The sequence below is a fragment of the Pseudohongiella spirulinae genome (genome assembly GCF_001444425.1).
Classification (GTDB): domain Bacteria; phylum Pseudomonadota; class Gammaproteobacteria; order Pseudomonadales; family Pseudohongiellaceae; genus Pseudohongiella; species Pseudohongiella spirulinae.
In genome coordinates, this window is sequence record NZ_CP013189.1 from 1,238,103 (window position 1) to 1,250,886 (window position 12,784).

Below are 12,784 nucleotides of genomic sequence, written 5' to 3' on the forward strand. Positions count from 1 at the left end.
TATATTGCCGTGTGGCGCACAGTATGCGCCTCATTCTATGAGGCATAGGTAATGACAGCAGCCCAACTGGACAAAATGCGACTTGAACTGCGCCGTGGCGTGCTGGTGCTGGCCGTACTGGCTTCGCTCCGGCAGCCGCATTATGGCTATTCGTTGCGCAGGCAACTGCAGGAGCGCGGTATTGAAATTGACGAAGGCACTCTGTATCCCCTGATTCGCCGCCTGGCGGAGCAACAGTTGCTGGACAGCGAATGGCGCCAGGGTGAGGGCCGTGAGCGGCGTTATTACCAGTTATCAGAACTGGGTGCAGAGCTGCTGAGTCAATTGACGGATGAGTGGCAACAACTAAACGGCGCTCTGGGCAGTATTCTGGGCACCCATTCGGGAACTGCAGACGAGGAGGGTAAGTGATGGATCTGGTGGCGCGTTATGTTGTTGCTGTGCAGCGCGAATTGCCCGAGGACAAGCGGGACGAAATCGGCCGCGAGTTAAAGGCCAATATTCTGGATCAACTGGATGCCGTGCGGGAACAGCATGGAGAACTGACCGAGGCTCAGATCTCGGATCTCCTGAAGGCCATGGGGCGCCCGCGTACCGTTGCACAGCAGTTTGTGCCGCCCAGGCCTTTGATTCGCTTGTCGTATATGCCGCTTTATCAGTACACACTTTATATGGTGTTGGGTATTCTGTTTTTACTTCAGGTGCTGGAAACAACCGTAAGCTGGTTGTCCAGTGATGGTATTGGTCTGGTGGGATATCTGTTCAGCCTTGCTGGCGGCTTTCTTGAGGCGGCCGTGTTCGCTTTCGCCAGCATTACTGCCGCATTCTGGTTGATGTCGTCGCAGAATGTTGAATCGAAAAAATCTGTCGGGCGAGATTGGAGCCCTGCTGAGTTGCCGGCAGCGGGTCCGGGTTGGCAGCACATCTCATTGCAGGACATTTTCACAAACCTGGCAACCTATCTGTTTTTATTGGTGGTTATCTGGTATCCAGTGTTCATGCCAGTTGAACAATCGGAGCAAATACGTTTCATTGTGTCTGATCAGGCGCATCAGTATCTTAAATGGGTGAGTCCTCTGGCTGTGCTGGGCATTGGCCTGAGTTTATGGCAGCTAAGACAGCAACTCTGGAATCGCATGTTGCTGCGGATGAATGTCGCCATGAATCTGGCATTGGTCGCAGCCACCTTGATATTGGCCGCAAACGGCCCGCTTATTCATCCGGATACGGTGTTGTGGCAGGACGTGTTTGACCTGGCACAGTTGGAGAGAAGTGCCGTCTTCACTCTGGTTGTCATTGCTCTGTTTCCTCTTTGGGAGCTTGGCAGGGATATTTACAGATTGCGCAGTTTGCAAAGTAGGTGGTAGACACACTATCGGGAGGCGTTTAAGCTCAAGTGAACTGTCTGGTTCAAATATGATCGAGAGGTCTCACATGTCTGTCACGCTGCGTTATTGTCGATTCATTGCTGCATCTCTGGTTCTGCTGTCGTTGGGTGTTTCAGATGTAATTGCCCAGTCTGCCCGGCAACATGCATACACCATTGAAGGCCTGGAAGCTCCGGTTGAAATCCTCAAGGACGCCTGGGGCGTCTCCCATATCTACGCGGAAACAGAACGCGACCTGTTTTTTGCACAGGGCTATAACGCCGCCCGTGACCGCCTGTTTCAACTGGAAATGTGGCGCCGCCAGGCAACAGGCACGATGGCCGAGATTATGGGTGAACGCATGCTGGATCACGATATCGGTGCCCGCCTGATGCGCTTTCGAGGTGATCTTGGGCAGGAGATGCGCCATTATCATCCGCGCGGTGATCAGATCATTCCGGCATTCGTGGCAGGTATTAATGCTTACATCGATCAGGTGATAGCGGATCCCGCGCTATTGCCAATCGAGTTCCGATTAATGAATCTGCAACCGCAACACTGGACCCCTGAGATCGTGATCTCCCGTCACCAGGGGCTGGTCGGCAATGTCCGCGAGGAGTTAAATCTGGCGCGGGCAGTGGCGGCGACTGACAGCGACACAGTGAAGGATTTGATCTGGTTTCATCCAGAAGAACCTGCCCTGCAATTCGACGATATGATAGATACGGACCTGCTGAGTGATGACATTCTGCGCCTGTATAGTGCGGCACGCAGTGCCGTGACGTTTTTGCCGGAAGACATCGATGCAGCGTTTCGCGCTGATGCCAGTGTCAGTCGCGATAACCTGGCCTCCCAATTGAATGACCAACTGGCAGCCGCTCAGACCGAAGTACTGGGTCGCAATCACGATATTGGCAGTAACAATTGGGTGGTCAGTGGGGCACGCAGTGAAAGCGGTTATCCCATCATGGCCAATGATCCTCATCGAGTGATCGGCGCGCCGGCCCTGAGATATTTTGTGCATCTGCATGGACCTGGCTGGAATATTATCGGTGGAGGTGAACCATCCTTGCCGGGCATTTCCATTGGTCACAATGGTTTTGGTGCCTGGGGCTTGACGGTGTTCCAGGTTGATAGTGAGGACCTTTATGTTTATGAAACACACCCGGATAACCCCAATCAGTACCGTTATCAGGGGCGCTGGGAGACCATGCGGACCGAACAGGCGGAGATTATGGTGCGGGACCAAGGCACCCGCACGGTTGAATTGAAGTTTACCCGCCACGGCCCGGTGATTCATGAGCGACCGGATCGGCAGGCGGCGTTTGCGCTGCGACTGGCCTGGCTGGACATTGGCGCTGCCCCCTATCTGGCGGGACTGCGTATGAGTCAGGCACAGTCCTGGGAGGAGTTCCGCGATGGGGCTTCGTACAGTCGCATCCCCGGTGAGAATTTTGTCTGGGCGGATCGTGATGGCAATATCGGTTACCAGGCTGTTGGTGTGGCGCCACTTCGCCCAAATTGGGATGGATTGTTGCCCGTACCGGGTGATGGTCGCTATGAGTGGGATGGGTATCTGCCGATTCTGGCCCTGCCTAATGCGACTAATCCGGAGCAGGGTTTCTGGAATACATCCAACGAAAATATGGTGCCGGATGGTTATCAGTTCCGCAACGCGGTCGGCTGGACCTGGACTGATCCGTATCGTGGTAATCGCGTTCGTGAAGTGCTGGCATCTGGGCAGCGTTTTAATCTGCAGGACATGGCTCAACTGCAGAACGACTCCCTGTCCATTCCGGCACGCACACTGGTGCCATTATTGAATGGTCTGGAACATGATAACAACGCAGTGGAGCTCGCCCGTCAGCAATTGTTGAACTGGGATTTCCGCATGGCAATTGATTCTGTGGCTGCGGGTATCTATATGGCCTGGGAGCGGGAATTGCGCTCACGGGTCTCTGCGATGTATGTGCCCGAAGCGGCGCAGGACTTCATTGGTTTGTTGCAGATGAAACCCACCGTGGATCGACTGTTGTCACCAGATGGACGGTTCGGTATGCATTCCACTGAGGGGCGTGACCGGTTGATGATGGATGCGCTGGCGGCAGCGGTAAACAATCTGCGGGAACGCTTTGGCAGTGACATGAATCGTTGGCAGTATGGTCAGGAAGGATACAAACATGCCTTATTGCGCCACCCGATGAGTGCGGCAGTCAGCGATGAATTGCGTGCCTCTTTTGAGGTGGGTCCGGCGCCACGACATGGCTATAGCTATACCGTGAGCAATACCGGCTATGGTGATAACCAGACCAGTGGTGGCTCCTTCCGGATGATAGTGGATACCGAAGACTTTGATCGTGCACTGGCCTCCAATACCCCGGGGCAGTCAGGGGATCCGGACAGCCCGTTCTACGATAATCTGTTCGAGGACTGGATAGACAACCGCTATTTCCCGTTGTTCTACAGCCGCGATAAAGTCGAGTCTGTCACGGCAGAACGCTTGAATCTGACGCCGGCTGATTGATGACTGTGCAGTCTCAGCCGGTGTTTTTCAAAGCCCCAGGCTGAGCAGGTAGTCTTCGTAGTTGCCTTTGAAATCGACCAGGCCGCTGGGCTGCATGTCAATGATACGTGTGGCCAGTGATGATACAAACTCGCGGTCATGGCTGACAAAAATCAGCGTGCCGGGATAGTTTTCCAGGGCCAGGTTGAGCGCTTCAATAGACTCCATGTCCAGGTGATTGGTGGGCTCGTCCATTACCATGACGTTTGGGTTGATCAGGCTGAATTTGCCAAACAGCATGCGCGCTTTTTCGCCTCCGGAAAGTACAGGCAGAGTTTTGTGCACATCATCGCTGGAGAACAGCATACGGCCCAATGCCGAGCGCACCAGTTGCTGATCACCTTTGGTCCACTGTTTCATCCAGTCAAACAGGGTGATTTCTTCTACAAATTCGGCGCTGTGGTCCTGCGCAAAGTAGCCGATATCAGCCTGCTCGGCCCACTTCAGCTTGCCTGCATCCAGCGGCACTTCTTGCATCAGACAGCGCAGCAGAGTGGTTTTACCGGCACCGTTGGGACCAATGATGGCAACGCGTTCACCGGCCTCGATTTGCAGGCTCAGGTGGGATAACAAGGGTTTGTCATAGGCTTTGCTGGCGTCTTCCAGAATCAGTGCCTGGCGATGCAGCTTTTTGTTTTCGACAAAACGGATATAGGGGCTGATGCGGCTGGAGGGTTTAATATCTTCCAGCTGAATTTTCTCGATCTGCCGTGCACGCGAGGTGGCCTGCTTGGCCTTGGAAGCATTGGCGGAGAAGCGGCTGACAAAGGCCTGCAGCTCTGAGATCTGCGACTTTTTCTTGGCGTTTTCGTTCAGCAGACGCTCACGGGCCTGGGTCGAGGCAATCATAAAGTCATCATAATTGCCTGGATAAAGCCGCAATTCACCGTAATCCATGTCGGCGATATTGGTACACACGGCATTCAGAAAGTGCCGGTCATGGGAAATAATGATGATAGTGCTGTTCCGCTGGTTAAGGACAGTTTCCAGCCAACGTATGGTGTTGATATCCAGGTTGTTGGTCGGTTCATCCAGCAGCAATACATCTGGATCAGAGAACAGGGCTTGCGCCAGCAGCACACGCAACTTCCAGCCCGGTGCGATGGCACTCATGGGCCCGTCGTGCTGTTCCAGGGGAATGTCCAGGCCCAGCAGCAGTTCACTGGCGCGGGATTCGGCGGTGTAACCATCCATCTCGGCAAAAGGCTCTTCCAGCTCGGCAACTGCCATGCCGTCTTCTTCGGTCATTTCTTCAAGCGCGTAAATGCGGTCACGTTCAGACTTCACCCGCCACAGCGCTTCATGACCCATGATCACAGTGTCCAGCACCGAGTATTTTTCGTAGGCAAACTGATCCTGGCGCAGTTTGCCCAGTCTCACATCCGGCTCCAGCATGACCTGGCCACTGGTGGGTACCAGATCCCCGCCCAGCAGTTTCATAAAGGTGGACTTGCCACAGCCATTGGCACCGATAAGGCCGTAGCGTTTGCCCTGGGCGAATTTGACGGACACGTTTTCGAACAGCGGCCTGGAGCCGAACTGCATGGTAAGGTTGGCGGTGGATATCACAAAAATAGACTCTGTATTGAGGAGGGCGGAGAAAGAAGAATCAAGCGAAGCCGCGCATCCTAACAGAATACAGCCCGCAGGGCATCAGTAGTGACGCAGCAGACGTATCTTTTTCGGCAACGGGAGGTTGTAGTTAACCTGGGTTGATTGGCTTTATATTGCTATTTTTGCAACAATAATCACGTTACATTTCATTCGATTCAACGATGGGAGCTGATTTATGGCTATGGATTCGGGAAAGACAATGAAGGTAATTGGTCTGGCGCTGGTGGTACTGGGTGTCGGACTGGCAATCTGGGGTTACCAGTTATCTGATTCTTTAACCTCAGAGGTTTCTGAAGCCGTCACCGGGGCCGAACCGGACCGCGTAATGCAGTACTACATTGGTGGTGCCATCAGTTTTGTGGTGGGGTTGTTCCTGTTTCTGAAGAACTGATTCTTGCGCTGACAGGGACGTCAGCGGGCGCGGCTTGCAGGTCTGATTCATCATGATTGGCGTATACTGTCTTTTATATATCCGCAACGGTATTCATTTTGATTCAACGACCCGTCGTCCGGCATATTTTTACTCTGGCAGCCCTGATTGGGTTGTTTGTGGCTTTGACAATGCCCAATCGGCTGCTCTGGGTCACTCCTCATGCCTTCGTTTTTTTTCCACTTGAAATTCTGATCATCGGATTGCTTTTACTATTACCCGGACGGACGGGAATCGTCGCCAGAATAGGACTTTCAGTGCTATTGGGTCTGAGTCTGCTGTTGCGCGGTGCCGATCTGGTCACCCACGAGATTTTCGCCCGGCCGTTTAATCTGATCTTTGACAGTCATTTGTTGGCCGATGGTAGCCGTTTACTGACGGGCGTACTGGGGCAATTTGCGGCGCTGGGGGTAGCGTTGCTGCTGGCCCTTGGTGCTGCGCTGTTGTGCTGGCTGGCGTTTGCCATGCTGGGGCGTCTGCAGCAAATGCTCAGAGCGGGTGGTCGTGTGTCTGCAGTGGCACTTGTAGTGTTACTTCTGTCGTGGGTTGTCTTGAAAACGACTGGGTGGGACAGGGCAGATACTTTTGCCTGGGATCAACTGGTCTTGCACGGGCAGGACACCGTTCGCAGTCTGCGAGATATCCGCGAGTTTGAGGCAAGTGTTAACGAAGATTTGTGGGCGACGCGATCAGGAGACGGCCTGTTCGACCGACTGCAGGGCAAGGATGTGTTGGTGATATTTGCCGAGTCATACGGTCGGGTCCTGCTGGAGCGTGAACCTTTTGTTGAGTCAATCACGGCAACCTTGCAGGAGGCCGAGCATACGCTGGCGCAGGAGGGAATGTTGATGCGCAGCGCCTTCCTAACGGCGCCGACCGTTGGCGGGCTGAGCTGGTTGGCACATGCTTCGGTATTGTCAGGTGCCTGGATTGACAGCGAGACACGCTACAAAAGTCTGATTCTGAGTCGCCGGGCGACTTTAAATCGGTTGTTCCGCGATGCTGGCTGGCGCACAGTGGCTGCCATGCCGGCAATCAGCATGGCCTGGCCAGAGGGGCAATACTACGGTTACGACCATATCTATCATGCGCACAACTTCGGTTATGAAGGTCTGCCCTTTAACTGGGTGACCATGCCAGATCAGTATGTGATGTCCGCCCTGCAACGGTTGGAGCGGGAGCGTAGCGACCGGCCACCGCTAATGGCGGAAATTGCCCTGATTTCTTCCCATGCCCCGTGGACACCGATTGCGGAGTTGGTGCCCTGGGATCAGGTGGGTGACGGGCGAATTTTTGATGCGCAGGCGCAGGCCGGCCCGGCCCCGGAGGAAGTCTGGCGGGATGTCGACAGCATTCGCGATCACTATCGCCAGTCGATCGAATACATGCTGCGTACTCTGGTCTCATTTGTGCAGGAGTATGGTGATGATGAGCTGGTTATTCTGCTGCTCGGCGACCATCCACCGGCGCCCATGGTGTCGGGAGATTCAAATGGTTTTGATGTGCCGGTGCACCTGATCAGCCGTGATCCGGATGTTCTGGACGCTATCAGTCACTGGCGTTGGCAGCCGGGTCTGTTGCCCGATTCCGAGGCTCCGGTATGGCGCATGGATCGCCTGCGTGATCAGTTTATCGAGGCTTTTTCTTCACAGTACAGGCAGGGCAAATAATGGTCGGAACACAGTGGCGTGACTATTGGCGTGAACGACTGGGGCTTTGGCGCTCATTGCTGATGTACTACGGAATTCCGGGGCGGCGGGCCAGGTTGCGTCGATTCTATGGGCAGTTCATTCGTCCCGGCGATCTGTGTTTTGATATCGGCGCGCATGTTGGTAATCGCCTGGCAGCCTGGCAAGATCTGGGCGCCAAAATGATTGCAGTTGAGCCGCAGCCGCTGCTGATGGCCACATTACGAGAGCGTTACGGGCGTTTCGAGAACATTACGCTGGTCGAGCAGGCCATTGGCGCTGTGGCCGGACAAGCGACATTGCATATCAGCACCCGGACACCCACGGTTACCAGTATGTCAGAAGACTGGATTTCCCGGGTGCAAAAGGATCCGTCGTTTAAGGGCGTTCAGTGGGATAAAGAAGTGAATGTGCCGGTTGTCACTCTGGATACGTTGATTGAGCGCTATGGCGAGCCGCGTTTTTGCAAGATTGATGTAGAAGGTTTCGAACTGGAAGTGCTGCAGGGTTTATCTCGTCCTCTGGCCGCGCTGTCGTTCGAGTATATTCCGGCGTCGATGAGACTGGCCAGGGATTGTGTCCGGCGCCTGCGGGAGTTGGGACATTATGAGTTCAACCTGGCTCCCGGTGAGAGCCATCGCCTGCGTTTCGACAACTGGATGGACGCTGATCAGATGATCCGTATTCTGGATGATATCAGGCAGGGCAGCGGAGATGTGTACGCCCGACGAAAAGATCTTTTTGCCAACAGTCAGAGCTGATTTGGCAGCGCCAGAACGTCCGTGTGGCCAATGATGCAAGTGCCGGTTGATACAGTTGATTGACGAAAATCGATCCATTCCTGCAATGCTTTCGGTTTGATCAATGCATGATCACGAACAGCATCCGCTATGCCATCGATCAACATACTGACCATCATTTGGTCAACGCCGTTCAGAATCCACGGGCTGTCAGCCGTCTCAACTGTGTAACCCGCCCGGCTAAAGGCCTTGATCATATAGGAGCTCGATTCTGGCCCCAGCGCCGGACCGAATCCTTTATCGCGTCGTTGATCACTATTGAACGCCTGTAATACCGTGTCATCCAGAGGGTGAGCAGGTGTCCAGCGGGAGATGCCGTTGTAGTTCAACGCGGCGTAAACGCCGATGCCTGAGTCAATCACTGCGTCGATAAATCCGGCAGATACCAGATCAAACAGGGCAGAGGCCGTGATCAAACGCGCATCGCTGAGCGGCAGGGAAATGGTTTCGGACAGGTCGACCCTGCACAGCTCAAGGTCATGGCTTGTGCCATGACGTCGTTGCGCCTCGTTCAATAAGGCCTGATCGTTGTCCAGAAGTCGCCAGCGCAATGCCGGAAAACCTGTCTCTTTTTCGCTAAAGGCTCTGAGTGTGGAGCCGGTACCTGCGCCCATATCGGCGATAAGCTGGGGGGGTTCCTTTTCTTTGCCAGAGCATAACCAGTGCCTGGCTTTATCCAGAAGTACCTGGCTGCGTGCACGCCGGTCGGCATCTTCGCGAAGGTTTAACCATTCTATGCTGAAACCACTCAAGGGCTTTCTCTCATATCAGACGTCAATTTGTTGAGCAAGGCTGTCACCTTCAGGGCACTGTGTCGCCAGCCTGGCAGGTTAGCGGCTGTTTGTCTGGCACCTGTCTGCAGTTTTTTGCGCAATTTTTTGTCAGTGAGCAGGCGCCGTAAAGCGGAACTGAGTGCAGCTACATCGTCCGCTGGTACCAGCAATCCGGCTTTTGGAGGCACCACATCCGGAACAGCCCCGGTGCTGGCCGCCACGACGGGCAAGCCCGCGGCCAGTGCTTCCGCAAACACCATGCCATACCCTTCGAATCGAGACGGTAAAACAAAGACGTCGGCACTCTGGTATTCAATGAGCAGGTCGTCAACGCTACCTGCAAAATCAATACGCTGTTGAAGGCCCAGCTGGTTCACTTGCTGACGCAGTTGGGATGCCCACTTTGGGTCGAAGTGCTCGCCGCCGACAAATCTTGCCTGCCACTCCAGCTCTTGCACAGAGGCCAGAGCGTCGATTAACACATCATGCGCCTTACGACGGGTCAGTGAGGCCACAGTCAACAGCACCAGGGGATTTCCGTTGCACGGCGCAAATTCGACCGCATCGGTACCAGGCAGGGCTGCGACAATTTTTTGTGCTGGTACCGAAAAATCTGACTGCAGTATTGTCGCGGTGTGCGGACTGGTGACGATGACAGCCCGTGCGGCTTGAAGTGCCATTGTTTCTGAATATTGGAAGTCATTTTTCTGCGTTTCAGTCAGCCCGGACTCCAGTGCCAGAGGATGATGACATAACGCAACGATCTGCAAGCGTTTGGTATTTGCCTCGACAAGTTCATGCATGGCTCCGTATGCCAGGCCATCGATAATTACCAACGCATTGCTCGGCAGGGCGCCCAGCGTATGCGCGGCATGCTCCAGTGCCCTGGCATCAGGAAATGGAAACCGGGCCGAAAGAGCAATTGTCTCTACCTTGATGCCCAACTCACGTAGCTCATTAATCAGCCGCCTGTCGTACCGATAGCCACCGGTAGCTGTGTCCAGATCACCGGGATAAATAAAATAGACCTGTATGCCCAAAGTGTTGCCTGTTGATCCGTTGATGGGTGAGAGCCGTATTCACTACAAGCCGCCGCGCTTGCGTCTGAGCCGGGCGAGGCATACCATGAAACCGTTATATCAACATGTTGAGCGAGCGATGTCCAAACTTTCAGTGACCCGACAGGTCTGTACGCGTATACCGACCCCGCATGGCGATTTTCAATTGTGTTTTTACAGCAACACGCTGGATAACAAAGAGCACCTGGCGTTGTACATGGGAGACCCGTCCAGCGCGCCCGCAGTTCTTGCCAGAGTGCATTCTGAATGCTTCACAGGTGATGTGCTTGGCTCCAGGCGCTGTGATTGCGGAGAACAACTGGATCGTGCCATGGCCAAGGTGGCAGAGGCTGGTTGCGGTGTGATTCTTTATCTTCGCCAGGAAGGACGTGGTATCGGTTTGTTGGAAAAATTACGTGCCTACAATCTGCAGGACAAAGGTTACGACACGGTTGATGCCAATTTGATGCTGGGACACGCTGCTGATTCTCGTGATTACACACTGGCGGCACTGATGCTACAGGATCTGGGTGTTGAATCGATCAGCCTGATGACCAATAATCCGGCCAAGATCAAGGCGCTTGAGTCAGCGGGTATAAATGTCGCCAGGCGGGTCTCGCTGGCTGTGCCGGCCAATACCGATAACGCTGATTACCTGATGACCAAGGCCCTGCGTATGGAGCATATGCTGCCGTTGAACGCTTCGCCGAACGAATCCCTGTCTCTTAAAACTGCAAATGGTCGATGAAACCGCGTCATTCAATTTACAACTTGAGCGCTGGCTGACTGAGGCCCGGAAGAGCTATGTTGAGTCGGCTGGCGGCTCTGAACGCCCGCACGTTACGCTGTGCTATGCGCAAAGCTGGGATGGCAGTATCACTACGGATCCGGGAGAAACCCTGGCGCTGAGCAGCAAGGCCGGTATGCGTATGACTCATCAGTTACGAAGTCTGCATGATGGTATTCTGGTCGGCATAGGCACAGTCCTGGCCGACAACCCCCAACTGACAGTGCGGGAATGGACTGGCAATAACCCTCAGCCGATCGTGTTGGATAGTCAGCTTCGCATGCCTGCATCAAGTCGCCTGTGTCAGGATAACAGCAGACGTTGCTGGGTGTTGACTACAGTGCAGGGTGCGGAAGGTCGTGAAGGCTGCGATCTGATTGTAGTGCCCGATGATGGTGATGGTCATGTCAATCTGGATGCAGCGCTTCGTGCGCTATACCAGCGTGGTATCCGCAGTTTGATGGTCGAAGGAGGCGCCAATGTCATCTCGGCGTTTTTGCGCGCCCATTTGGCTGATGCCATTGTTCTTACTGTGGCGCCGGTTCTGGTCGGTGGGTACAACGCTATTGGCCGCCTGGTTGACCCTGATAAAGCTTCGTTTCCGCATATTGCTCCGTTGCACAGTCATCAACTGGGCGATGAGATGATTGTCTGGGGCGCTTTGCATTACAAGCATTCCGGGGAAATGCTATGAGCACCAGCGCCCACCAGCTATGGTTTACTGCATCGCATAATGTCGAGGTCAGGCAAGTGAGTTTGCCGGTTCCGCGGCCCGGTCAGGTTCTGGTAAAAACGCACTGTTCAGCGGTCAGTGCCGGCACTGAGCTATTGGCTTATCGGGGACAACTGCCCCGGTCCATTGCATTGGACAGCAATCTGGCCTCACTGCAGGAAACTGCAGACTATCCGCTGCAATACGGCTATGCCTGTGTTGGCGACATTCAGATGCTGGGTGAAGGTGTGGATCCCGCTTTGCAGGGGCGCCGTGTGTTCTCTTTTCAGCCCCATGTCAGTCATTTCCTTGCCTCCCAGGAGCAACTGATGCTGATTCCTGATGATTTGCCTTATGAAACGGCTGCGCTTCTACCGAATATGGAGACAGCCGTTAATCTGGTGCAGGATGGCCAGCCGCTGCTTGGAGAGAGAGTGGTTGTGCTGGGTCAAGGTGTTGTCGGCTTACTGGTTACCAGTGTGCTGGCACGATTTCCTTTGCATAATCTGACGGTCGTAGAGAGTCTGGCAGCCAGACAGCAACTCGCTCTGAATATGGGGGCGGATGCAGTTCTGAGTCCGGAACAGGCAGCGGCTGAAATTGAAGACGCTGATCTGATTTTCGAAGTTAGCGGTCACCCTGACGCGCTTGATCTGGCTTTGGGTATCAGCGGGTACTGCAGTCGCGTTGTCATCGGTAGTTGGTATGGTAATAAGTCTGTCTGTGTGGATCTGGGTGGAGCGGCGCATCGCAACCGCCTTCAACTGATTACCAGCCAGGTCAGCACGATCGCGCCGGGTTTATCCGGGCGCTGGACAAAACAACGTCGTTTCGACACGGTCTGGGAGCTGCTGCGCAAGATTGAAGTAGAAAGGCTGATATCCCACCCGACATCCATTCAGGATGCGTCACAGCTATATCAGGCATTACATGAAGGCGAGCCCGGTATCATCCAGGCTCTGTTCTATTACCCCAATTGAGTCAATCGCGAG

General features: G+C 54.4%; 12 protein-coding genes. 9 read left to right on the forward strand and 3 right to left on the reverse strand.

Annotated elements, in window-relative coordinates:
* Window positions 1–51: 51 nt before the first annotated feature.
* The 3 genes from PS2015_RS05610 to PS2015_RS05620 all read left to right on the forward strand — a co-directional run bounded on the left by PS2015_RS05610 (window position 52) and on the right by PS2015_RS05620 (window position 3,891).
* Window positions 52–411 carry a PadR family transcriptional regulator gene (locus PS2015_RS05610; protein ID WP_058021303.1) on the forward strand — a complete coding sequence of 120 codons (360 nt, stop codon included), beginning with the start codon at window positions 52–54 and terminating at the stop codon, window positions 409–411.
* Entirely contained in the window at window positions 408–1,367 is a 960-nt protein-coding gene (locus PS2015_RS05615; protein ID WP_335338260.1) for a hypothetical protein, read from the forward strand. The genes PS2015_RS05610 and PS2015_RS05615 overlap by 4 nt, the downstream gene beginning before the upstream one ends.
* 67 nt (window positions 1,368–1,434) lie before the next feature.
* On the forward strand, window positions 1,435–3,891 hold the full coding sequence (locus PS2015_RS05620) for a penicillin acylase family protein (RefSeq protein WP_156412672.1): 2,457 nt from the start codon (window positions 1,435–1,437) through the stop codon (window positions 3,889–3,891).
* Window positions 3,892–3,918: 27 nt separating this feature from the next.
* Here PS2015_RS05620 and PS2015_RS05625 read toward each other — a convergent pair whose 3' ends face one another.
* Window positions 3,919–5,499 carry an ABC-F family ATPase gene (locus PS2015_RS05625; RefSeq protein ID WP_058021305.1) on the reverse strand — a complete coding sequence of 527 codons (1,581 nt, stop codon included), beginning with the start codon at window positions 5,497–5,499 and terminating at the stop codon, window positions 3,919–3,921.
* A 244-nt stretch (window positions 5,500–5,743) separates the two neighbouring features.
* Between PS2015_RS05625 and PS2015_RS05630 the strand changes: the two genes are divergently transcribed.
* The 3 genes from PS2015_RS05630 (at window position 5,744) to PS2015_RS05640 (ending at window position 8,423) form a co-directional block, all read left to right on the forward strand.
* Window positions 5,744–5,935: a DUF3185 family protein gene (locus tag PS2015_RS05630; protein WP_169792271.1), complete on the forward strand. Its 192-nt coding sequence runs from the start codon at window positions 5,744–5,746 to the stop codon at window positions 5,933–5,935.
* Between the two features lie 98 nt (window positions 5,936–6,033).
* Entirely contained in the window at window positions 6,034–7,644 is a 1,611-nt protein-coding gene (locus PS2015_RS05635) for an alkaline phosphatase family protein (RefSeq protein WP_156412673.1), read from the forward strand.
* Window positions 7,644–8,423 carry an FkbM family methyltransferase gene (locus tag PS2015_RS05640; protein ID WP_058021307.1) on the forward strand — a complete coding sequence of 260 codons (780 nt, stop codon included), beginning with the start codon at window positions 7,644–7,646 and terminating at the stop codon, window positions 8,421–8,423. Before PS2015_RS05635 ends, PS2015_RS05640 begins: the two co-directional genes overlap by 1 nt.
* Here the strand turns inward: PS2015_RS05640 and PS2015_RS05645 are convergent.
* Both PS2015_RS05645 and PS2015_RS05650 read right to left on the reverse strand, forming a co-directional pair.
* Complete coding sequence (locus PS2015_RS05645) at window positions 8,414–9,214, reverse strand: class I SAM-dependent methyltransferase (RefSeq protein WP_058021308.1); 801 nt, start codon at window positions 9,212–9,214, stop codon at window positions 8,414–8,416. The two genes, PS2015_RS05640 and PS2015_RS05645, sit on opposite strands and share 10 nt — an antisense overlap.
* Window positions 9,211–10,275 carry a glycosyltransferase family 4 protein gene (locus PS2015_RS05650; RefSeq protein ID WP_058021309.1) on the reverse strand — a complete coding sequence of 355 codons (1,065 nt, stop codon included), beginning with the start codon at window positions 10,273–10,275 and terminating at the stop codon, window positions 9,211–9,213. The genes PS2015_RS05645 and PS2015_RS05650 overlap by 4 nt, the downstream gene beginning before the upstream one ends.
* Before the next feature lie 118 nt (window positions 10,276–10,393).
* On the opposite strand from PS2015_RS05650, the gene ribA reads away from it, so the two are divergent.
* The 3 genes from ribA to PS2015_RS05665 are packed head-to-tail and all read left to right on the forward strand — an operon-like array spanning window position 10,394 to window position 12,772.
* On the forward strand, window positions 10,394–11,041 hold the full coding sequence (ribA, locus tag PS2015_RS05655) for a GTP cyclohydrolase II (RefSeq protein WP_082628207.1): 648 nt from the start codon (window positions 10,394–10,396) through the stop codon (window positions 11,039–11,041).
* On the forward strand, window positions 11,031–11,774 hold the full coding sequence (locus PS2015_RS05660) for a RibD family protein (protein ID WP_058021311.1): 744 nt from the start codon (window positions 11,031–11,033) through the stop codon (window positions 11,772–11,774). The genes ribA and PS2015_RS05660 overlap by 11 nt, the downstream gene beginning before the upstream one ends.
* Window positions 11,771–12,772, forward strand: a complete 1,002-nt coding sequence (locus PS2015_RS05665; protein WP_058021312.1) for an MDR/zinc-dependent alcohol dehydrogenase-like family protein — start codon at window positions 11,771–11,773, stop codon at window positions 12,770–12,772. Before PS2015_RS05660 ends, PS2015_RS05665 begins: the two co-directional genes overlap by 4 nt.
* Window positions 12,773–12,784: the final 12 nt, after the last annotated feature.